The 22,957-nt window shown below is 55.7% G+C and carries 19 protein-coding genes; all 19 read left to right on the top strand.

From position 1 onward, the window contains the following. The first annotated feature begins 586 nt into the window (after window positions 1-586). Window positions 587-1,537: a transcriptional regulator LeuO gene (gene leuO, locus JY391_RS17945; RefSeq protein WP_211934768.1), complete on the top strand. Its 951-nt coding sequence runs from the start codon at window positions 587-589 to the stop codon at window positions 1,535-1,537. A gap of 327 nt (window positions 1,538-1,864) precedes the next feature. Beyond that, entirely contained in the window at window positions 1,865-3,589 is a 1,725-nt protein-coding gene (gene ilvI, locus JY391_RS17940) for an acetolactate synthase 3 large subunit (protein ID WP_060570735.1), read from the top strand. 2 nt (window positions 3,590-3,591) lie between these two features. After that, the gene (ilvN, locus tag JY391_RS17935) at window positions 3,592-4,083 is read left to right on the top strand and encodes an acetolactate synthase small subunit (protein WP_042290075.1); all 492 of its coding nucleotides are present in this window, start codon (window positions 3,592-3,594) and stop codon (window positions 4,081-4,083) included. 215 nt (window positions 4,084-4,298) lie between these two features. Then, window positions 4,299-5,303 (top strand): catabolite repressor/activator, encoded by a 1,005-nt coding sequence (gene cra, locus JY391_RS17930; RefSeq protein ID WP_211934767.1) that lies wholly within the window; start codon window positions 4,299-4,301, stop codon window positions 5,301-5,303. Between the two features lie 613 nt (window positions 5,304-5,916). Continuing rightward, entirely contained in the window at window positions 5,917-6,375 is a 459-nt protein-coding gene (mraZ, locus tag JY391_RS17925; protein ID WP_042290072.1) for a division/cell wall cluster transcriptional repressor MraZ, read from the top strand. Between the two features lies 1 nt (window position 6,376). After that, window positions 6,377-7,318 (top strand): 16S rRNA (cytosine(1402)-N(4))-methyltransferase RsmH, encoded by a 942-nt coding sequence (gene rsmH, locus JY391_RS17920; RefSeq protein WP_211934766.1) that lies wholly within the window; start codon window positions 6,377-6,379, stop codon window positions 7,316-7,318. Then, entirely contained in the window at window positions 7,315-7,680 is a 366-nt protein-coding gene (gene ftsL / locus JY391_RS17915; protein WP_012904474.1) for a cell division protein FtsL, read from the top strand. The genes rsmH and ftsL overlap by 4 nt, the downstream gene beginning before the upstream one ends. Before the next feature lie 152 nt (window positions 7,681-7,832). Then, window positions 7,833-9,587 carry a peptidoglycan glycosyltransferase FtsI gene (gene ftsI, locus JY391_RS17910; protein ID WP_211934765.1) on the top strand — a complete coding sequence of 585 codons (1,755 nt, stop codon included), beginning with the start codon at window positions 7,833-7,835 and terminating at the stop codon, window positions 9,585-9,587. Next, the gene (gene murE, locus JY391_RS17905) at window positions 9,574-11,061 is read left to right on the top strand and encodes a UDP-N-acetylmuramoyl-L-alanyl-D-glutamate--2,6-diaminopimelate ligase (RefSeq protein ID WP_211934764.1); all 1,488 of its coding nucleotides are present in this window, start codon (window positions 9,574-9,576) and stop codon (window positions 11,059-11,061) included. The genes ftsI and murE overlap by 14 nt, the downstream gene beginning before the upstream one ends. Continuing rightward, window positions 11,058-12,416 (top strand): UDP-N-acetylmuramoyl-tripeptide--D-alanyl-D-alanine ligase, encoded by a 1,359-nt coding sequence (gene murF, locus JY391_RS17900; RefSeq protein WP_181821981.1) that lies wholly within the window; start codon window positions 11,058-11,060, stop codon window positions 12,414-12,416. The genes murE and murF overlap by 4 nt, the downstream gene beginning before the upstream one ends. Next, window positions 12,410-13,492 carry a phospho-N-acetylmuramoyl-pentapeptide-transferase gene (mraY, locus tag JY391_RS17895; RefSeq protein WP_012904478.1) on the top strand — a complete coding sequence of 361 codons (1,083 nt, stop codon included), beginning with the start codon at window positions 12,410-12,412 and terminating at the stop codon, window positions 13,490-13,492. The genes murF and mraY overlap by 7 nt, the downstream gene beginning before the upstream one ends. 2 nt (window positions 13,493-13,494) lie before the next feature. After that, the gene (gene murD, locus JY391_RS17890; protein ID WP_211934763.1) at window positions 13,495-14,811 is read left to right on the top strand and encodes a UDP-N-acetylmuramoyl-L-alanine--D-glutamate ligase; all 1,317 of its coding nucleotides are present in this window, start codon (window positions 13,495-13,497) and stop codon (window positions 14,809-14,811) included. Further along, on the top strand, window positions 14,811-16,055 hold the full coding sequence (gene ftsW, locus JY391_RS17885; protein WP_211934762.1) for a cell division protein FtsW: 1,245 nt from the start codon (window positions 14,811-14,813) through the stop codon (window positions 16,053-16,055). Before murD ends, ftsW begins: the two co-directional genes overlap by 1 nt. Then, complete coding sequence (gene murG / locus JY391_RS17880; protein WP_060570729.1) at window positions 16,052-17,119, top strand: undecaprenyldiphospho-muramoylpentapeptide beta-N-acetylglucosaminyltransferase; 1,068 nt, start codon at window positions 16,052-16,054, stop codon at window positions 17,117-17,119. The genes ftsW and murG overlap by 4 nt, the downstream gene beginning before the upstream one ends. Before the next feature lie 57 nt (window positions 17,120-17,176). Further along, window positions 17,177-18,652 (top strand): UDP-N-acetylmuramate--L-alanine ligase, encoded by a 1,476-nt coding sequence (gene murC, locus JY391_RS17875; protein WP_181821978.1) that lies wholly within the window; start codon window positions 17,177-17,179, stop codon window positions 18,650-18,652. Then, a complete protein-coding gene (locus JY391_RS17870; RefSeq protein ID WP_211934761.1) occupies window positions 18,645-19,565 on the top strand; it encodes a D-alanine--D-alanine ligase in 921 nt (306 codons plus the stop codon). The genes murC and JY391_RS17870 overlap by 8 nt, the downstream gene beginning before the upstream one ends. A gap of 1 nt (window position 19,566) precedes the next feature. After that, window positions 19,567-20,397 carry a cell division protein FtsQ gene (gene ftsQ, locus JY391_RS17865; RefSeq protein ID WP_042290047.1) on the top strand — a complete coding sequence of 277 codons (831 nt, stop codon included), beginning with the start codon at window positions 19,567-19,569 and terminating at the stop codon, window positions 20,395-20,397. Beyond that, window positions 20,394-21,656: a cell division protein FtsA gene (gene ftsA, locus JY391_RS17860; protein ID WP_042290046.1), complete on the top strand. Its 1,263-nt coding sequence runs from the start codon at window positions 20,394-20,396 to the stop codon at window positions 21,654-21,656. The genes ftsQ and ftsA overlap by 4 nt, the downstream gene beginning before the upstream one ends. Before the next feature lie 62 nt (window positions 21,657-21,718). Continuing rightward, a complete protein-coding gene (ftsZ, locus tag JY391_RS17855) occupies window positions 21,719-22,870 on the top strand; it encodes a cell division protein FtsZ (protein ID WP_042290043.1) in 1,152 nt (383 codons plus the stop codon). Window positions 22,871-22,957: the final 87 nt, after the last annotated feature.

Here is a 22,957-nt window from a genome sequence, read left to right as displayed (position 1 = left end):
TTGCCAAAAAGGCCGCCACGGCGAGAAGAAATCTCACCCGTTGCTTTAGCTAATTGTGCTGAACTTTTGCCCCTCTTCCGGAATAAACGCGTAGCGCGCGTACATAATTTTCATCTTTTGTCATACTTAAGCATATTTTTTTTCAATTAGTGAGAGAAATACGGGACGTGTACCGTTCGAAAAAGATTGGTTATCTCTATGATTTTTAAGCTGTTATAACGACAATGAATAAATTAACATTTACTGAAAACCGTTTATTGATAAGCTAATGTTAAGAATTAACGACAGAGTAATATAAACATTTAATTAATACTTAATGTATTATTCATAAAACACATGATTGTTTATTTGTCTGGCTTATGTTTATATTGCACGCGTCATTAAAACTTATTGATTCGTCGTGTCGTGAAGGATGCCACATCGCGCCTGCGCTGTTTATTCGTGTTTTGTTTTTGCATCTTTATGTTTTCCTAATTTTTATCCGTACCCTTTTTCTTATTTTATATGCATGGTAAATCATATTTTCTGAGATTATTTCTCTGCATTCCGGCTGGAAAAGGGAGTAAGCGTGACAGTGGAGTTAAGTATGCCAGAAGTAAAAAATGATAAACCTCATACACCTCTTATAGAGATGGAAAAGCCGCAGCTTCGTATGGTTGATCTTAATCTGTTGACAGTCTTCGATGCGGTGATGCAGGAACAAAATATTACGCGGGCCGCTCATGCCCTTGGGATGTCGCAGCCCGCGGTAAGCAACGCGGTTGCGCGTCTGAAAGTGATGTTCAACGACGAACTGTTTGTGCGCTATGGTCGTGGGATCCAACCGACCGCACGCGCCTTCCAGCTTTTTGGCGCGGTTCGCCAGGCGTTGCAATTAGTGCAAAATGAATTACCGGGTTCCGGTTTCGAACCGGCCAGCAGTGAACGCGTGTTTAATCTTTGCGTCTGCAGCCCGCTGGACAATGTGCTTACCTCCCTGATTTATAATCGTGTTGAGCAGATTGCGCCGAATATTCATGTCGTTTTCAAATCTTCATTAAATCAAAATACAGAGCATCAATTACGTTATCAGGAAACCGAATTCGTTATTAGTTATGAGGAATTCCGTCGCCCTGAATTTACCAGTATCCCTCTGTTTAAAGATGAAATGGTTCTCGTCGCCAGCCGTAAGCACCCGCGTATTAGCGGTCCATTACTGGAAAGCGATGTTTATAATGAACAGCATGCCGTTGTGTCTCTGGACCGTTTTGCCTCGTTCAGCCAGCCGTGGTATGACACTGCGGATAAACAATCCTGCATTGCCTATCAGGGAATGGCATTAATTAGCGTGCTTAATGTGGTTTCGCAGACTCAGTTAGTGGCGATTGCGCCGCGCTGGCTGGCGGATGAGTTTGCTGATTCGCTGGATCTGCAAGTGCTGCCGCTGCCGTTAAAACTCAATAGTCGAACCTGTTATCTCTCCTGGCATGAAGCGGCAGGCCGGGACAAGGGCCATCAATGGATGGAAGAACTGCTGGCGTCTGTTTGCAAGCGCTAAGCGTAGGCAAAATAAACCGGGTGTGAACATCCGGTTTATTCTTTTTATTTCATTCTTTATGAAATTATATGCTGAATTGATTGGCGCGCGCGGTGGCATATCGATCAAAAAATTGATGATTCTCTGCAAGCCTTCCGGTTTAAGCGATTATTCATTAACGAAAGAATCATATTTGGTGTAATTTCCCGTTTCTTTGGCGCTTTCCTTTCGTTTGTTCTTATTTCCCTTCTGTCAGAAAACCGATAGTGAATTGCCTGCGCAGTAACGAGCGGTTAATGTGTTTTGTACTTAATAACACGCGTTATTCGTCATTCAGTGAGGCAGGCCATGGAGATGTTGTCTGGAGCCGAGATGGTCGTCCGATCGCTCATCGATCAGGGCGTTAAGCAGGTATTCGGTTATCCCGGGGGCGCAGTCCTCGATATTTATGATGCATTGCATACGGTTGGCGGCATCGATCACGTGCTGGTCCGCCATGAACAGGCTGCTGTGCATATGGCTGATGGCCTGGCGCGGGCGACGGGAGAAGTGGGAGTCGTACTGGTGACCTCAGGTCCGGGCGCCACCAATGCCATTACCGGCATCGCCACGGCCTATATGGATTCCATTCCGTTGGTCATTCTTTCCGGCCAGGTGGCGACCTCGCTAATCGGCTACGACGCCTTCCAGGAGTGCGACATGGTGGGGATCTCCCGCCCGGTAGTGAAGCACAGCTTTTTGGTTAAGCAGACAGAAGATATCCCTCAGGTGCTGAAAAAAGCCTTCTGGCTGGCAGCGAGCGGCCGACCAGGGCCAGTGGTGGTCGACCTACCCAAAGACATTCTCAATCCGGCAAATAAACTGCCGTATAGCTGGCCTGATTCGGTCAGTATGCGTTCTTATAACCCCACCACCGGCGGCCATAAAGGACAGATCAAACGCGCGCTGCAAACGCTCGTCGCGGCGAAAAAACCGGTGGTGTATGTCGGCGGCGGGGCGGTGACGGCGGGCTGCTATGCGCCGCTTCGTCAGGCTGTCGAAACACTCAATCTGCCGGTCGTTTCCTCATTAATGGGGCTGGGCGCTTTCCCGGCGACCCATCGTCAGGCGCTGGGGATGCTCGGCATGCATGGCACTTACGAAGCCAACATGACGATGCATAATGCCGATGTGATTTTTGCCGTTGGCGTCCGTTTCGACGATCGCACCACCAATAATCTGGCGAAATATTGCCCGAATGCAACGGTATTGCACATCGATATCGACCCGACGTCTATCTCCAAGACGGTGACGGCAGACATTCCTATCGTGGGGGATGCGCGTCTGGTGCTGGAGCAGATGCTGGAACTCCTGCCTCAGGAAACCGCGCAACAACCGCTGGATGATATTCGTGACTGGTGGCAGCAGATTGAGCGCTGGCGCGCCCGCCAGTGCCTGAAATATGATACCCACAGCGAAAGCATCAAGCCGCAGGCGGTCATTGAGGCTATCTGGCGTCTGACCCGTGGCGATGCGTTCGTCACTTCTGATGTCGGCCAACACCAGATGTTCGCCGCCCTGTATTATCCTTTCGACAAACCGCGTCGCTGGATTAATTCTGGCGGCCTCGGCACGATGGGCTTTGGACTGCCAGCCGCGCTGGGCGTAAAAATGGCGCTGCCGGACGAAACGGTTGTGTGCGTTACCGGCGACGGCAGTATCCAGATGAATATCCAGGAACTGTCGACCGCGCTTCAGTATGAACTTCCGGTGCTGGTGCTCAACCTGAATAACCGCTATCTGGGAATGGTGAAACAGTGGCAGGACATGATTTACTCCGGTCGCCATTCTCAGTCTTATATGCAGTCGCTACCCGATTTTGTCCGTCTGGCGGAAGCCTACGGGCATGTCGGAATTCGGATTTCCCGTCCTGAAGAGCTGGAAGACACGCTAAGCGAGGCGCTGGCCCAGGTGCAAAGCGGCCGTCTGGTGTTTGTCGACGTTAACGTCGATGGCAGCGAGCACGTTTATCCGATGCAGATTCGCGGCGGCGGGATGGACGAAATGTGGTTAAGCAAAACGGAGAGAACCTGATTATGCGCCGGATATTATCAGTACTGCTGGAAAACGAGTCCGGCGCGCTGTCGCGCGTTATTGGCCTCTTTGCCCAGCGCGGATACAACATTGAAAGCCTGACCGTTGCGCCAACGGACGATCCTACGCTTTCCCGCATGACCATCCAGACGGTAGGCGATGAAAAAGTGCTGGAGCAGATCGAAAAACAACTGCACAAGCTGGTCGATGTCCTGCGGGTGAGTGAACTGGGGCAGGGGGCGCACGTTGAACGGGAAATTATGTTGGTGAAGCTTCAGGCCAGCGGCTATGGCCGGGAGGAAGTGAAGCGCAACACGGAAATCTTCCGCGGACAGATTATTGACGTCACGCCAACCCTTTACACAGTGCAACTGGCAGGAACCAGCGATAAGCTGGACGCGTTTCTGGCGACGCTGCGCGAAGTGGCCAAAATTGTCGAGGTGGCTCGCTCCGGCGTCGTGGGGTTGTCGCGCGGCGATAAAATCATGCGCTAACGCCTGGGGGGAAGCGTGACGTTAACGTTTAACCGCTCTACCTTTATTCTTGATCCGCAAGCCCAACGGTTAAAGTTGGGCTTTTTTTTGCGAAATCAGCGGAAACCCGGAACAAAAGCGGTTGCCGCAGTCATTATTCTGCGCTTGAATGTTAATGAAACTAATCCATGCCGTTACAATGGTTATGGTTTGTACTTTTTATGCAAGGGGCAATTGTGAAACTGGATGAAATCGCTCGGCTGGCCGGTGTCTCGCGAACGACTGCAAGCTACGTGATAAACGGAAAAGCAAAGCAATACCGCGTGAGCGACAAGACTGTCGAAAAAGTCATGGCAGTGGTACGCGAGCATAATTACCACCCGAACGCCGTGGCTGCCGGGCTGCGCGCTGGACGCACGCGCTCAATCGGGCTGGTGATCCCCGATCTTGAGAACACAAGCTACACCCGCATTGCAAACTATCTTGAGCGCCAGGCGCGTCAGCGCGGCTATCAACTGCTGATTGCTTGTTCGGAAGATCAGCCGGACAATGAAATGCGCTGCATCGAACATCTCTTGCAGCGTCAGGTTGACGCGATCATCGTGTCCACCTCGCTGCCGCCGGAGCATCCGTTCTATCAACGCTGGGCGAATGACTCCTTCCCGATTGTGGCGTTGGATCGCGCGCTGGATCGTGAACATTTCACCAGTGTCGTCGGCGCCGACCAGGACGATGCGGAAATGCTGGCGCAAGAGCTGCGTAAATTCCCCGCTGAAACGGTACTTTATCTCGGCGCGTTGCCGGAGCTGTCCGTGAGTTTCCTGCGGGAGCAGGGTTTTCGCAGCGTCTGGAAAGACGATCCGCGTGAGGTTCACTTTCTGTACGCCAATAGCTACGAGCGTGAAGCGGCTGCGCAGCTCTTTGAAAAATGGCTGGAAACACACCCGATGCCGCAGGCGCTGTTCACCACGTCCTTCGCTCTGCTGCAAGGCGTGATGGATGTGACGTTGCGTCGCGACGGCAAGCTGCCTTCCGATCTGGCCATTGCAACCTTTGGCGATAATGAGCTGCTGGATTTCCTGCAGTGCCCGGTACTGGCGGTAGCGCAGCGTCATCGCGACGTGGCGGAACGCGTGCTGGAGATCGTGCTGGCGAGTCTCGACGAGCCGCGCAAACCGAAGCCTGGCTTAACGCGAATCAAACGTAACCTGTACCGTCGCGGCGTTCTCAGCCGCAACTGATAACCTTACCGCAGTCCAGGTGGCGTTCGCGTTAATCTGGTCTGCGGGAAATATGCCTTCCAGACAATACCCCCAGCAGAATTAAGATTATTCCTTAGTATTATCTCACCCGACGGCAAATAAACGATTTTTTAAACGCATGTGCGAGCCCGAAGGGTAATTACTGCGTTTACCGCGGCCCGTTTTGTATTTTTTTGTTACAGGTTTGTCGCGAATTGCCGAATTAACAGACACTTTCCTTTTCTTCTTTACGAAAGTCTCGGCTGGCTTGATGGCGCGCGGCGTTAACCGCGCTAAACAGGGACTGTATTCGCAGTGCAATATGTCCTAAAATGCCGCTCGCGTCGCAAACTGACACTTTATATTTTCTTTAGGAGAAGAGAAGTTCGTTTAAAAACGAGGAGGGGTATTTGGATTTTTTCTTACAAATATTCATGACGTTAATTTGCTTCGCTCGTTGGACAGAATTTAATCAACGCTGATATTAGCCGTAAACATTGGGTTTTTTACTCTGGTAAGCGTTGTGACTCGCTTGACAAGCTTTTCCTCCGCTCCGTAAACTCCTTTCAGTGGGAATTTGTGGGGCAAAGTGGTGATAAGGGGTTGAGCTGGCATGTTCCGGGGAGCAACGTTAGTCAATCTCGACAGTAAAGGGCGCTTAGCCGTGCCCACCCGTTACCGGGATCAACTGATCGAGAACGCTACCGGTCAAATGGTTTGCACCATTGACATCCATCACCCATGCCTGCTGCTTTACCCCCTGCCTGAATGGGAAATTATCGAGCAAAAATTATCGCGTCTGTCGAGCATGAACCCGGTAGAACGCCGCGTGCAGCGCCTGCTGTTGGGTCATGCCAGCGAATGTCAGATGGACAGCGCCGGTCGCCTGCTGATAGCGCCTGTTCTCCGGCAACATGCCGGTCTGACGAAAGAAGTGATGCTGGTTGGACAGTTCAACAAATTTGAACTGTGGGATGAAACGACCTGGTATCAACAGGTCAAGGAAGATATCGACGCAGAGCAGAGCGCTACCGGGACGTTGTCGGAACGCCTGCAGGACTTGTCTCTATAAGATGATGGAAAACTTTAAACACACCACGGTGCTGCTCGACGAGGCCGTCAACGGCCTGAACATTCGTCCTGATGGCATCTACATTGATGGGACATTTGGTCGCGGTGGCCACTCGCGCCTCATTCTCTCGCAGCTTGGCGAAGAAGGGCGCTTGCTGGCAATCGATCGCGATCCGCAGGCGATCGCCGTTGCGCAAACCATCAATGATCCGCGCTTCTCCATCATTCATGGACCTTTTTCGGCGCTGGCTGACTATGTCGGCGAGCGCGATCTTACCGGCAAGATCGACGGGATTCTTCTCGATCTTGGCGTCTCTTCACCGCAGCTCGACGATGCTGAACGTGGCTTTTCCTTTATGCGCGACGGCCCGCTGGACATGCGGATGGACCCGACGCGCGGCCATTCCGCCGCCGAGTGGCTGCAAACCGCGGAAGAAGCGGATATTGCCTGGGTACTGAAAACCTTTGGCGAAGAGCGTTTTGCGAAGCGCATCGCCCGCGCCATCGTTGAACGTAACCGCGAGCAGCCGATGACCCGTACCAAAGAGCTGGCGGAGGTGGTCGCGGCGGCAACACCGGTGAAGGACAAATTCAAACATCCCGCGACCCGTACCTTCCAGGCGGTGCGCATCTGGGTAAACAGTGAACTGGAGGAGATAGAGCAGGCGCTAAAAAGCTCGCTCAGCGTGCTGGCCCCGGGTGGGCGGCTTTCTGTCATCAGCTTCCACTCGCTGGAAGATCGCATTGTGAAACGCTTTATGCGCGAGCAAAGCCGCGGTCCGAAAGTGCCCGCCGGGATCCCGATGACGGAAGCGCAGCTCAGTAAACTGGGCGGCCGTGAGTTAAGAGCGTTAGGCAAGTTGATGCCGGGTGAACAAGAGGTCGCAGAAAATCCTCGTGCCCGTAGTTCAGTTCTGCGCATTGCAGAGAGGACGAACGCATGATCAGCAGAGTGACAGAAGCCCTTAGCAAAGTGAAGGGATCGATAGGAAGCAACGAGCGCCATGCCTTGCCTGGCGTGATCGGTGACGATCTTTTGCGATTCGGGAAGCTGCCACTCTGCCTGTTCATTTGCATCATTGTGACGGCGGTGACGGTGGTAACGACCGCTCACCATACGCGGTTACTGACCGCGCAGCGTGAACAACTGGTTCTGGAGCGTGATGCGCTGGATATTGAATGGCGCAACCTGATCCTTGAAGAAAACGCGCTCGGCGACCATAGCCGGGTGGAACGGATCGCAACGGAAAAGCTGCAAATGCAGCATGTTGATCCCTCACAAGAAAATATCGTAGTCCAAAAATAAGGAACAGCGCGACGCATGAAAGCAATGCAGGAAACACGCTACGCAAAAGCATTCATGATGCATCAAGGCAGCAAGCACATGAATCTCCAGGCGCTTACACACGTAAGCGACCGGGAGACGTGTGCGCAGCCAACGCAGAGGCAGCTTGAAGCATGACGCGTATAAAAGCGAAACGCCAGGAAGAACAAACCAACTTTATCAGTTGGCGTTTTGCGTTGCTTTGCGGCTGCATTTTATTGGCGCTGGGTTTTCTGCTGGGCCGCGTGGCCTGGTTGCAGATTATCGCCCCGGATATGCTGGTGCGTCAGGGCGACATGCGTTCGCTGCGCGTCCAGGAAGTCGCCACTTCCCGCGGTATGATCACTGACCGTTCCGGGCGTCCGCTGGCGGTCAGCGTGCCGGTGAAAGCGATTTGGGCGGACCCGAAAGAAGTGCATGACGCGGGTGGCGTCAGCGTCGGGGATCGCTGGAAAGCGCTCTCCACCGCGCTTAATATCCCGCTCGATCAGCTGGCTGCCCGCATTAACGCCAATCCGAAAGGGCGCTTTATCTATCTGGCGCGTCAGCTCAACCCGGATATGGCCGACTACATCAAAAAGCTGAAGCTACCGGGCATTCATTTGCGTGAAGAATCACGTCGCTACTACCCTTCCGGCGAAGTGACCGCTCACCTCATCGGGTTCACCAACGTTGACAGCCAGGGTATCGAAGGCGTCGAAAAAAGCTTCGACAAATGGCTGACCGGCCAGCCTGGCGAACGTGTGGTGCGTAAAGACCGCTATGGCCGCGTGATTGAGGATATCTCCTCCACCGACAGCCAGGCGGCGCACAACCTGGCGCTGAGTATTGATGAGCGCCTGCAGGCGCTGGTTTATCGCGAGCTGAACAACGCGGTGGCGTTTAACAAAGCGGAATCCGGCAGCGCGGTGTTGGTGGATGTGAACACCGGCGAAGTCCTGGCGATGGCGAACAGCCCGTCCTACAACCCGAACAACCTCAGCGGTACGCCGAAAGGCGCGATGCGTAACCGGACCATTACCGACGTTTTCGAACCGGGTTCCACCGTCAAACCGATGGTGGTCATGACGGCGCTCCAGCGGGGTATCGTCAACGAGAACACGGTGCTCAACACCATTCCCTATCGAATTAACGGTCACGAAATCAAAGACGTGGCGCGCTACAGCGAATTGACCCTGACCGGGGTTCTACAGAAGTCGAGTAACGTCGGTGTTTCTAAGCTGGCGTTAGCGATGCCGTCCTCAGCGTTAGTAGACACTTACTCACGTTTTGGGCTGGGAAAAGCGACCAATTTGGGGTTGGTCGGAGAACGCAGTGGCTTATATCCTCAAAAACAACGGTGGTCTGACATAGAGAGGGCCACCTTCTCTTTCGGCTACGGGCTAATGGTAACGCCGTTACAGTTAGCGCGAGTCTACGCAACCATCGGCAGCTACGGGGTTTACCGTCCGCTGTCGATCACCAAAGTTGATCCCCCTGTTCCGGGAGAACGCATCTTCCCGGAATCCATCGTGCGCACCGTCGTACATATGATGGAAAGCGTGGCCCTGCCGGGCGGTGGCGGCGTGAAAGCGGCAATTAAAGGTTATCGCATCGCGATTAAAACCGGGACGGCGAAAAAAGTCGGACCGGATGGCCGCTACATCAACAAATACATTGCTTATACCGCGGGCGTTGCGCCTGCGAGTCAGCCGCGCTTTGCGCTGGTTGTTGTTATCAACGATCCGCAGGCGGGTAAATACTACGGCGGCGCCGTGTCCGCGCCGGTCTTTGGTGCCATCATGGGCGGCGTACTGCGCACCATGAACATCGAGCCGGATGCGCTGGCCACGGGCGAAAAAAGTGAATTCGTAATTAATCAAGGCGAGGGAACAGGTGGCAGATCGTAATTTGCGCGACCTTCTTGCTCCGTGGGTACCAGGTTTACCTGCGAGAGAACTGCGAGAGATGACACTCGACAGCCGCGTGGCTGCTTCGGGCGATCTCTTTGTGGCAGTGAAAGGTCATCAGGCGGACGGGCGTCGATATATCCCGCAGGCGATAGCGCAAGGTGTGGCTGCCATTATTGCAGAAGCGAAAGAAGAGGCGACCGACGGCGAAGTTCGTGAAATGCACGGCGTACCGGTCATCTATCTGAGCCAACTGAACGAACGTTTATCTGCACTGGCTGGTCGCTTTTATCACGAACCCTCTGAAAACATGCGTCTGGTTGGCGTGACCGGCACCAACGGTAAAACCACCACCACACAATTGCTGGCGCAGTGGAGCCAACTGTTGGGCGAAACCAGCGCGGTGATGGGCACCGTCGGCAATGGCCTGTTGGGGAAAGTGATCCCGACTGAAAATACCACCGGGTCGGCGGTAGATGTGCAGCATGTCCTGGCGGGACTGGTCGATGAAGGCGCCACCTTTGGCGCAATGGAAGTCTCTTCGCACGGTCTGGTGCAGCATCGCGTGGCGGCGTTGAAATTCGCCGCGACCGTCTTTACCAATCTCAGCCGCGATCACCTGGACTATCACGGTGATATGGAACAGTACGAAGCGGCAAAATGGCTGCTTTTCTCCACGCATCATTATGGTCAGGCCATTATCAACGCGGATGACGAAGTGGGTCGCCGCTGGCTGGCAAATCTGCCGGACGCGGTTGCCGTCTCGATGGAAGATCACATCAACCCGAACTGCCATGGCCGTTGGCTGAAGGCAGTCGACGTGAACTATCACGATAGCGGCGCGACGATTCGCTTTGCTTCAAGCTGGGGTGAAGGCGAAATCGAAAGCCGTCTGATGGGCGCCTTTAATGTCAGTAATCTGTTGTTGGCGCTGGCGACGCTGCTGGCGCTGGGCTATCCACTGAGCGAACTGCTGAAAACCGCCGCGCGTTTGCAGCCGGTTTGCGGTCGCATGGAAGTGTTCAGCGCGCCGGGTAAAACCACCGTGGTGGTCGACTACGCCCACACCCCGGATGCGCTGGAAAAAGCGTTGCAGGCGGCGCGTCTGCACTGTACCGGTCAGCTCTGGTGCGTCTTTGGCTGTGGCGGCGATCGCGACAAAGGTAAGCGTCCGCTGATGGGGGCGATCGCGGAAGAGTTTGCCGATGTGGTTGTCGTTACCGACGACAATCCACGTACCGAAGAACCGCGCGCTATTATCGATGACATTCTGGCGGGAATGCTCGATGCCGGACACGCCCGGGTGATGGAAGGCCGCGCCGAGGCGGTCACGAACGCCATTATGCAGGCGAAAGAAAACGACGTGGTGCTGGTAGCGGGTAAAGGTCATGAAGATTACCAAATCATCGGCACGCAGCGTCTCGACTATTCTGACCGCGTAACCGCAGCGCGGCTGCTGGGGGTTATCGCATGATTAGCGTAACGCTCAGTCAACTTGCCGGCATCCTTAACGGCAAACTGAAAGGGGACGATCTGACCCTCGACGCCGTGACCACCGATACGCGCAAACTGACGCCGGGCTGCCTGTTTGTGGCGCTGAAAGGCGAACGCTTTGACGCCCATGATTTTGCCGCCCAGGCGAAAGAGGGCGGAGCGGGGGCGCTGCTGGTCAGCCGTCCGCTGGACTGTGACTTGCCGCAGCTTGTCGTTCAGGACACCCGTCTGGCGTTTGGCGAACTGGCCGCGTGGGTTCGCGCGCAGGTACCGGCTCGCGTAGTCGCGCTGACTGGTTCCTCCGGCAAAACCTCCGTCAAAGAGATGACCGCCGCTATTCTGAGTCAGTGTGGCAAAACCTTATACACCGCAGGCAATCTTAATAATGATATTGGCGTACCGATGACGCTGCTGCGGTTAACCGAAGAATATGACTTTGCCGTTATTGAATTAGGTGCCAATCACCAGGGCGAAATTGCGTGGACCGTCAGCCTGACGCGACCAGAAGCGGCGCTGGTCAATAATCTGGCTGCCGCGCATCTTGAGGGCTTCGGCTCTCTGGCGGGCGTGGCGAAGGCGAAAGGCGAAATCTATACCGGCCTGCCGGAAAACGGCATTGCCATTATGAACGCCGATAACAACGACTGGCTGAACTGGCAAAGCGTGATTGGCGACCGTAAAGTCTGGCGCTTTTCCCCGAATGCCGCCAACAGCGATTTTACCGCGACCAACATCCATGTGACCTCGCACGGTACGGAGTTCACCCTCCAGACGCCGGTGGGGGGCATTGATGTGCTGTTGCCGCTGCCGGGGCGTCACAACATCGCCAATGCGCTGGCGGCAGCGTCGCTGGCGATGGCTGTCGGCGCGCCGCTGGAGGCGATCAAATCCGGCCTCGCGGATCTGAAAGCGGTGCCGGGACGTTTGTTCCCGGTTCAGTTGGCAGAAAACAAGCTGCTGCTGGATGATTCCTACAACGCTAACGTCGGATCGATGACCGCCGCCGTACAGGTCCTGGCCGAAATGCCGGGCTACCGCGTACTGGTGGTGGGCGATATGGCGGAGCTGGGCGCAGAAAGCGAAGCGTGCCATGTGCAGGTCGGCACTGCCGCGCGCGCGGCGGGGATCGACAGTGTACTGAGTACAGGAAAACTGAGCCATGCCATCAGCGAGGCCAGCGGCACAGGCGAGCATTTCGCGGACAAATCCGCGCTGATCGCCCGTCTGAAGGCGCTGATTGCAGAGCAGCAGATCATTACCATTTTAGTGAAGGGTTCACGTAGTGCCGCCATGGAAGAGGTAGTACGCGCATTACAGGAGAATGGAACATGTTAGTTTGGCTGGCCGAACATTTGGTCAAATATTATTCCGGCTTCAACGTCTTTTCCTATCTGACGTTTCGCGCCATCGTCAGCCTGCTGACCGCGCTGTTCATCTCCTTATGGATGGGCCCGCGCATGATTGCCCGTTTGCAAAAGCTCTCCTTCGGTCAGGTCGTGCGTAACGACGGTCCGGAATCTCACTTCAGCAAGCGTGGGACGCCGACGATGGGCGGCATTATGATCCTGACGGCGATTGTGATTTCCGTGCTGCTGTGGGCTTATCCGTCCAACCCGTACGTCTGGTGTGTACTGGTTGTGCTGATTGGCTACGGCATTATTGGTTTTGTTGACGACTACCGCAAAGTGGTGCGTAAAGACACCAAAGGGCTGATTGCCCGCTGGAAGTATTTCTGGATGTCGGTGATTGCGCTGGGTGTGGCATTCGCCCTGTATCTCGCCGGGAAAGATACGCCTGCCACCGAGCTGGTGGTGCCGTTCTTTAAAGACGTCATGCCGCAGTTGGGCCTGTTCTACGTCCTGCTGGCGTATTTCGTGATTGTGGGGACGGGGAATGCGGTGAACCTGACCGACGGTCTGGATGGCTTAGCCATTATGCCTACCGTCTTCGTCGCCGCGGGATTTGCCCTGGTGGCGTGGGCGACCGGTAACATGAATTTCGCTAACTATCTGCATATTCCGTATCTGCGTCATGCGGGGGAACTGGTGATCGTCTGTACGGCGATAGTCGGCGCGGGATTAGGTTTCCTGTGGTTCAATACTTACCCGGCGCAGGTCTTTATGGGCGATGTCGGTTCGCTGGCGCTGGGCGGCGCGCTGGGGATTATTGCTGTGCTGCTGCGTCAGGAGTTCCTGCTGGTGATTATGGGCGGCGTGTTTGTCGTGGAAACCCTGTCGGTGATCCTGCAGGTCGGCTCCTTTAAACTGCGCGGACAGCGTATTTTCCGCATGGCGCCGATTCATCACCATTATGAACTGAAAGGCTGGCCGGAACCGCGCGTGATTGTGCGCTTCTGGATTATTTCGCTGATGCTGGTGCTGATTGGCCTGGCAACGCTGAAGGTACGTTAATCATGGCTGATTACCAGGGCAAAAACGTCGTCATTATCGGTCTGGGGCTTACCGGACTCTCTTGCGTGGACTTTTTTCTTGCCCGCGGCGTGACTCCTCGCGTGATGGACACCCGGGCGACGCCGCCGGGGCTGGATAAACTACCCGAAGCGGTTGAGCGCCACATTGGCAGCCTGAATGAAGACTGGCTGCTGGCTGCGGATCTGATTGTCGCCAGCCCTGGTATTGCCCTGGCGCACCCGGCGCTGAGCGCCGCCGCCGCCGCAGGCGTGGAAATTGTCGGCGATATTGAACTGTTCTGCCGTGAAGCGCAGGCGCCGATTGTGGCGATTACCGGCTCGAACGGCAAAAGTACGGTCACCACGCTGGTGGGCGAGATGGCGAAAGCGGCAGGCGTAAACGTCGGCGTCGGCGGCAATATCGGTCTGCCCGCGTTGATGCTGCTGGATGCCGAGCGCGAACTGTACGTTCTGGAATTGTCCAGTTTCCAACTGGAAACCACCTGCAGTCTGCAGGCGGTGGCGGCGACGATCCTCAACGTGACTGAAGATCATATGGATCGCTACCCGTTTGGTCTGCAGCAGTACCGCGCGGCGAAACTGCGCGTCTATGAGAACGCCAAAGTGTGCGTCGTCAATGCTGACGATGCGCTGACCATGCCGGTGCGCGGCGCCGATGCGCGTTGCGTCAGCTTCGGCGTAAACATGGGTGACTACCACCTTAACCGCCAGCAGGGCGAAACCTGGCTGCGGGTGAAAGGCGAAAAAGTGCTGAACGTGAAAGAGATGAAACTCAGCGGGCAGCACAATTATACCAATGCCCTGGCGGCGCTGGCGCTGGCGGACGCCGCAGGTTTACCACGCGCCAGCAGCCTGAAAGCCCTGACCACCTTTACCGGCCTGGCGCATCGCTTCCAGCTGGCATTGGAGCACAACGGGGTGCGCTGGATCAACGATTCGAAAGCCACCAACGTGGGCAGTACCGAGGCGGCGCTGAACGGGCTGCACGTTGATGGCACGCTGCATCTGCTGCTGGGCGGCGACGGCAAGTCGGCGGATTTTTCGTCGCTTGCGCGCTACCTCGACGGCGATCGCGTGCGGCTGTACTGCTTTGGTCGCGATGGAGCGCAGCTTGCCGCGCTGCGTCCGGAGATCGCCGAACAGACAGAAACCCTGGAAGAAGCAATGCGCCTGCTGGCGCCGCGCGTGAAGTCGGGTGATATGGTTCTGCTCTCTCCGGCCTGCGCCAGCCTCGACCAGTTTAAGAATTTTGAGCAACGGGGTGATGTCTTTACCCGTCTGGCGAAGGAGTTAGGTTGATGCGTTTATCTCTCCCTCGCCTGAGACTGCCGCGCCTGCCGGGATTTGGCATCCTGGTCTGGATCTTTGCGGCGCTGAAAGGCTGGGTGATGGGCTCGCGGGATAAAGACACCGACAGCCTGGTGATGTACGACCGTATGCTGCTGTGGCTGACTTTTGGCCTGGCGGCGATCGGTTTCGTGATGGTGACTTCGGCATCTATGCCGGTAGGCCAGCGTCTGGCGGGCGATCCGTTCCTGTTTGCCAAACGTGACGCGCTCTATATTTTACTGGCATTTTGTCTGGCGATGATCACGCTACGCCTGCCGATGGAGTTCTGGCAGCGCTACAGCACCACGATGCTGATCGCCTCGATCATCATGCTGTTGATCGTACTGGTGGTCGGCAGCTCGGTGAACGGGGCATCGCGCTGGATTGCGCTCGGGCCGCTGCGTATTCAGCCGGCGGAATTCACCAAGCTGTCGTTGTTCTGTTACCTGGCGAACTATCTGGTGCGCAAGGTTGACGAAGTGCGTAACAACCTGCGCGGCTTTTTAAAACCGATGGGCGTGATCCTCGTACTGGCGGTATTGCTGCTGGCGCAGCCTGACCTCGGCACCGTTGTGGTGCTGTTCGTCACCACGCTGGCGATGCTTTTTCTGGCCGGGGCGAAGCTGTGGCAGTTCATCGCCATCATCGGCATGGGGATTTCGGCGGTCGTGCTGCTGATCCTCGCAGAACCGTATCGTATTCGCCGCGTGACTTCGTTCTGGAACCCGTGGGAAGACCCATTCGGTAGCGGTTATCAGCTCACTCAGTCTCTGATGGCGTTCGGTCGCGGGGAAGTCTGGGGACAAGGGCTGGGTAACTCAGTACAGAAACTGGAGTATTTGCCGGAAGCGCATACCGACTTCATCTTCGCCATTATTGGGGAAGAACTGGGTTATATCGGTGTGGTACTGGCACTTTTAATGGTATTCTTCGTCGCTTTTCGCGCGATGTCGATTGGCCGTAAGGCGTTACAGATTGACCACCGCTTTTCCGGCTTTTTGGCTTGCTCTATCGGGATCTGGTTTAGTTTCCAGGCGCTGGTTAACGTGGGGGCCGCGGCGGGGATGCTGCCAACCAAAGGTCTGACGCTGCCGCTTATCAGCTACGGTGGCTCAAGTCTGTTGATTATGTCGACGGCAATCATGATGTTGCTGCGAATTGATTATGAAACACGTCTGGAAAAAGCCCAGGCGTTTACACGAGGTTTACGATGAGGGGTCAGGCGAAGCGGTTGATGGTGATGGCGGGCGGTACCGGCGGACATGTGTTCCCGGGGCTGGCGGTCGCGCACCATTTAATGGCTCAGGGCTGGGATGTTCGCTGGCTGGGCACCGCAGACCGTATGGAAGCGGATTTAGTTCCGAAGCACGGAATTGACATTGATTTCATCCGCATCTCCGGGCTGCGCGGGAAAGGCGTCAACGCGCTGCTGGCCGCGCCGCTGCGTATTTTCAATGCGTGGCGTCAGGCGCGCGCGATCATGAAGTCATTTAAGCCTGACGTCGTGCTGGGGATGGGCGGCTATGTTTCCGGCCCCGGCGGCCTTGCCGCGTGGTCATTGGGTATTCCGGTGGTGCTGCACGAACAAAACGGCATTGCCGGGCTAACCAATAAATGGCTGGCGAAAATTGCCACCAAGGTTATGCAGGCTTTCCCGGGCGCGTTCCCGAATGCGGAAGTGGTAGGGAACCCGGTTCGGACTGACGTGCTGGCGTTACCGCTGCCGCAGGATCGCCTTCCAGGGCGTGTTGGCCCGATTCGCATACTGGTGGTCGGTGGTTCCCAGGGGGCGCGCGTACTGAATCAAACGCTGCCGCAGGTTGCCGCGAAACTCGGTAATGCCGTGACCATCTGGCATCAAAGCGGAAAAGGTGGGCAGCAGACGGTCGAACAGGCTTACGCCAGCGCCGGGCAACCGCAGCATAAAGTGACTGAATTTATAGATGATATGGCCGCCGCTTACGCATGGGCCGATGTGGTGGTATGTCGTTCAGGCGCCCTGACGGTCAGTGAGATCGCTGCAGCCGGTTTACCTGCGCTGTTTGTGCCTTTCCAGCACAAAGACCGACAGCAGTACTGGAATGCGCTACCGCTGGAAAAAGCGGGCGCCGCTAAAATCCTTGAGCAGCCGCAGTTTACCGTGGATGCCGTTGTGAACACCCTGTCCGGGTGGGATCGGGACGTATTACTGGAGATGGCGCAACGCGCGCGCGCGACGGCCATCCCGGATGCCACTGAACGGGTGGCGAAAGAAGTCAGCCTGGCAGCCCGGGCTTAACCCTCGCAGCGCGTGTTGCGCTGCACGAATTTTTTGAAGTAGTTAATGGCGTAAAGAATGAATACACAACAACTGGCAAAACTGCGTTCCATCGTGCCCGAAATGCGTCGCGTTCGGCACATTCACTTTGTCGGCATCGGTGGTGCCGGTATGGGCGGTATTGCCGAAGTTCTGGCTAACGAAGGTTATCAGATCAGTGGTTCCGACTTAGCGCCAAACCCGGTGACGCAGCAGCTTACCAACCTGGGAGCGACGATTTACTTTAACCATCGTCCGGAAAACGTGCTCGACGCCAGCGTGGTGGTGGTCTCCAGCGCAATCTCCGCCGATAACCCGGAGATCGTGGCGGCGCATGAAGCGCGCATACCGGTGATCCGCCGCGCGGAGATGCTGGCGGAGCTGATGCGTTTTCGTCATGGTATCGCAATTGCCGGGACGCACGGCAAAACGACCACCACCGCGATGGTTTCCAGCATATACGCGGAAGCGGGCCTGGACCCCACCTTTGTCAACGGCGGTCTGGTGAAAGCGGCGGGCGTGCATGCGCGTCTCGGGCATAGCCGTTATCTGATTGCGGAAGCAGATGAGAGCGACGCATCGTTCCTGCACCTGCAACCGATGGTGGCGATTGTCACTAACATCGAAGCCGATCATATGGATACCTACCATGGCGACTTCGAAAATTTAAAGCAGACGTTCATTAATTTCCTGCATAACCTGCCGTTTTATGGTCGTGCGGTGATGTGCGTTGACGACCCGGTGATCCGCGAGCTGTTGCCGCGCGTCGGGCGTCAGACCACGACTTACGGCTTTAGCGATGATGCTGACGTTCGCGTGGAAGATTATCAGCAGATCGGTCCGCAGGGGCATTTTACGTTGCTGCGTCAGGGGATGCCTGAGCTGCGTGTAACCCTGAACGCACCGGGGCGTCATAATGCGTTGAACGCCGCGGCTGCCGTGGCGGTGGCGACGGAAGAGGGCATTGCCGACGACGCTATTTTACGTGCGCTGGAAAGTTTCCAGGGCACCGGTCGCCGCTTCGACTTCCTCGGGGAATTCCCGCTTGAGCCAGTAAATGGCAAGGCCGGAACGGCGATGTTGGTGGATGATTACGGTCATCACCCAACGGAAGTGGACGCGACTATCAAAGCCGCTCGCGCGGGCTGGCCGGATAAAAACCTGGTGATGCTGTTTCAGCCGCACCGCTTTACGCGTACCCGCGATCTGTACGACGACTTTGCCAACGTGCTGACTCAGGTTGACGCACTGTTGATGCTGGATGTGTATGCCGCCGGGGAAACGCCGATTCCGGGCGCTGACAGCCGTTCGCTGTGCCGCACGATTCGCGGGCGCGGTAAGATTGACCCGATTCTGGTTCCCGATCCGGCGCAGGTCGCTGAAATGCTGGCGCCGGTCTTAACCGGCAATGATTTAATTCTGGTGCAGGGTGCGGGAAATATCGGCAAAATCGCGCGTTCCTTAGCTGAAATCAAACTGAAGCCGCAAATTCAGGAGGACGAGCAACATGGCTGATAAAATCGCGGTCCTGCTGGGGGGGACATCCGCTGAACGTGATGTGTCGCTGAATTCCGGCGCGGCGGTGCTCGCCGGGCTGCGTGAAGGCGGCGTGGATGCGCATCCTGTCGATCCGAAAGAGACCGACGTGACGCAACTGAAAGCGATGGGGTTTCAGAAAGTCTTTATCGCGCTGCACGGTCGTGGGGGCGAAGACGGTACGTTACAGGGATTGTTGGAGTTGATCGGCCTGCCGTATACCGGCAGCGGCGTGATGGCTTCTGCCATCTCCATGGATAAATTGCGCAGTAAATTGCTGTGGCAGGGCGCGGGGTTACCCGTTGCGCCATGGGTGGCGCTGACTCGCGCCCAGTTTGAGAAAGGCCTCAGCGAGGCGGCCGTCACGGAAATTTCTGCGCTCGGTTTACCGCTGATCGTGAAGCCCAGCCGCGAAGGTTCCAGCGTCGGCATGTCGAAGGTTTCGGAATATGATGGTTTACACAGCGCCTTAGCGCTGGCATTTCAGCATGATGAAGAAGTATTGATTGAAAAATGGCTTAGCGGACCGGAATTTACCGTCGCGATACTGGGTGAAGAAATTTTACCGTCGATACGTATCCAACCCGCTGGAACCTTCTATGATTATGAGGCGAAGTATCTGTCTGATGAGACACAATATTTCTGCCCGGCGGGTCTGGAATCCGATCAGGAGACCCATTTGCGCGCTTTAGTGCAAAAAGCATGGTCAACGTTAGGTTGCGAAGGTTGGGGGCGTATTGACGCCATGCTGGATAGCGATGGGCAGTTTTATCTGCTGGAAGCGAATACCTCACCGGGTATGACCAGCCACAGTCTGGTGCCGATGGCGGCGCGACAGGCCGGGATGAGCTTCTCGCAGTTAGTGGTACGTATTCTGGAGTTGGCGGACTGATATGTCGCAGGCGGCGCTGAACACGCGAAACAGTGACGAAGAGGTGTCTTCATCACGTCGCAATAATGGAACGCGTCTTGCAGGAATTTTATTTCTGCTGACGGTGCTGTGTACCGTGTTTGTCAGCGGCTGGGTGGTGTTGGGCTGGATGGAAGACGCGCAGCGTTTACCGCTGTCAAAACTGGTGTTAACCGGCGAGCGGCACTACACGAAAAATGATGATATCCGGCAGTCAATTCTGGCGCTGGGCGCGCCCGGCACCTTCATGACGCAGGATGTCAATATCATTCAGAACCAGATTGAACGCCTGCCGTGGATCAAGCAGGCCAGCGTCAGAAAGCAATGGCCCGATGAATTGAAGATTCATCTGGTTGAATATGTGCCGATAGCGCGTTGGAATGATCAGCATATGGTGGACGCCGAAGGAAATGCTTTCAGCGTGCCGTCAGAACGTACCAGCAAACAGGTCCTGCCGATGCTGTATGGCCCGGAAGGCAGCGCAAGTGAAGTGTTGCAGGGCTATCGCGAGATGGGACAGATACTGGCGAAGGACAGATTTACTCTGAAGGAAGCGGCGATGACCGCACGTCGTTCCTGGCAGTTGACGCTGAATAACGATATTAAGCTCAACCTTGGCAGGGGCGACACGATGAAACGTTTGGCTCGCTTTGTAGAACTCTATCCGGTTTTACAGCAGCAGGCGCAAACCGATGGCAAACGGATTAGCTACGTTGATTTGCGTTATGACTCAGGTGCGGCAGTAGGGTGGGCGCCCTTACCGCCTGAGGAATCTACTCAGCAACAGAATCAGGCACAGGCAGAACAACAATGATCAAGGCGACGGACAGAAAACTGGTAGTTGGACTGGAGATTGGCACCGCGAAGGTTGCCGCTTTAGTAGGGGAAGTTCTGCCCGACGGTATGGTCAATATCATTGGCGTGGGCAGTTGCCCGTCGCGCGGTATGGATAAAGGCGGGGTTAATGACCTTGAGTCGGTAGTGAAGTGCGTACAGCGCGCTATCGACCAGGCAGAACTGATGGCGGATTGCCAGATTTCCTCTGTGTATCTGGCGCTTTCCGGCAAGCACATTAGCTGTCAGAATGAAATCGGCATGGTGCCGATTTCCGAAGAAGAAGTGACGCAGGAAGACGTGGAAAACGTCGTGCATACCGCGAAGTCGGTACGCGTACGCGATGAGCACCGTGTGCTGCACGTGATTCCGCAGGAATATGCGATTGACTATCAGGAAGGCATCAAAAATCCTGTCGGTCTTTCCGGGGTGCGAATGCAGGCGAAAGTGCATTTGATCACCTGCCACAACGATATGGCAAAAAACATTGTGAAAGCCGTTGAACGTTGTGGCCTGAAAGTTGACCAACTGATATTTGCCGGCCTGGCGGCCAGCTATTCCGTATTGACGGAAGATGAACGTGAACTGGGCGTCTGCGTCGTGGATATCGGGGGTGGTACAATGGATATCGCCGTTTATACTGGCGGGGCGTTGCGCCATACCAAGGTGATACCTTATGCAGGTAACGTGGTCACCAGCGACATTGCCTACGCTTTCGGTACGCCGCCAAGCGACGCCGAAGCGATCAAAGTTCGCCATGGCTGCGCGTTGGGTTCCATCGTCGGTAAAGACGAAAGCGTTGAAGTGCCGAGCGTGGGCGGTCGTCCGCCGCGCAGTCTGCAACGACAAACGCTGGCGGAGGTTATTGAGCCGCGCTACACCGAGCTGCTCAACCTGGTCAACGAAGAAATATTGCAATTACAGGAACAGCTTCGCCAGCAGGGGGTGAAACATCATCTTGCGGCGGGGATTGTGTTAACCGGTGGCGCAGCGCAGATCGAAGGTCTTGCTGCCTGCGCCCAGCGCGTGTTCCATACGCAGGTGCGTATCGGTGCGCCGCTGAATATTACTGGTCTGACGGATTACGCTCAGGAGCCGTATTACTCGACGGCGGTGGGGCTGCTTCACTACGGGAAAGAGTCCCACTTAAATGGTGAAGCTGAAGTAGAAAAACGCGTAACAGCTTCGGTCGGCTCGTGGATCAAGCGTATCAACAGCTGGCTGCGTAAAGAGTTTTAATTTTTTTATGAGACCGGCGAAAATTACGGTCTCAGGCGACAGGCACAACGGAGAGAGAGATTATGTTTGAACCAATGGAATTAACCAACGACGCGGTGATTAAAGTCATCGGCGTCGGTGGCGGCGGTGGTAATGCCGTTGAGCACATGGTGCGCGAGCGCATTGAGGGTGTCGAATTCTTCGCAGTGAACACTGACGCGCAAGCGTTACGTAAAACTGCGGTTGGCCAGACCATTCAGATTGGTAGCGGAATTACCAAAGGTCTGGGTGCCGGCGCAAACCCGGAAGTGGGGCGCAACGCTGCGGATGAAGACCGTGAAGCCTTGCGTGCCGCGCTGGATGGCGCAGACATGGTGTTTATCGCCGCGGGCATGGGCGGCGGTACCGGTACCGGCGCTGCGCCAGTGGTTGCTGAAGTCGCAAAAGATTTAGGCATTCTGACCGTTGCCGTGGTGACCAAGCCTTTCAACTTTGAAGGCAAAAAGCGCATGGCCTTTGCGGAGCAGGGGATCACTGAGCTGTCCAAGCATGTGGACTCGCTGATCACCATTCCGAACGACAAGCTGCTGAAAGTGCTGGGTCGCGGTATTTCTCTGCTTGACGCGTTTGGCGCGGCGAACGACGTGCTGAAAGGCGCGGTGCAGGGTATCGCAGAGCTGATCACCCGTCCGGGTCTGATGAACGTCGACTTTGCGGACGTGCGCACGGTGATGTCCGAAATGGGCTACGCGATGATGGGCTCCGGCGTGGCAAGCGGTGAAGACCGCGCGGAAGAAGCGGCTGAAATGGCGATTTCTTCTCCACTGCTGGAAGATATCGATCTGTCTGGCGCGCGCGGCGTGCTGGTTAACATCACCGCGGGCTTCGACCTGCGTCTGGATGAGTTCGAAACCGTGGGGAACACCATCCGTGCGTTTGCTTCGGATAACGCGACCGTGGTTATCGGTACTTCTCTGGACCCGGATATGAACGACGAACTGCGCGTTACCGTCGTGGCGACCGGAATTGGTATGGACAAACGTCCGGAAATCACGCTGGTGACCAACAAACAGGTACAGCAGCCGGTACTGGATCGTTACCAGCAGCACGGCATGGCGCCGCTGACCCAGGAGCAGAAGCCAGCCGCAAAAGTGGTAAACGACAATACGCCGCAGACCGCGAAAGAGCCGGATTATCTGGATATTCCTGCCTTCCTGCGTAAGCAAGCTGATTAAGAATTAGCTGGAAGTTGGGATTCGCGGCTCTTTGTGCTAAACTGGCCCACCGAATGTATAGTACACTTCGGTTGGATAGGTAATTTG

This window comes from Citrobacter sedlakii, from assembly GCF_018128425.1.
Classification (GTDB): Bacteria; Pseudomonadota; Gammaproteobacteria; order Enterobacterales; family Enterobacteriaceae; genus Citrobacter_A; species Citrobacter_A sedlakii.
The sequence above is the reverse complement of the archived record's forward strand: the minus strand, read 5'-3'. Positions and strand labels throughout refer to the sequence as shown.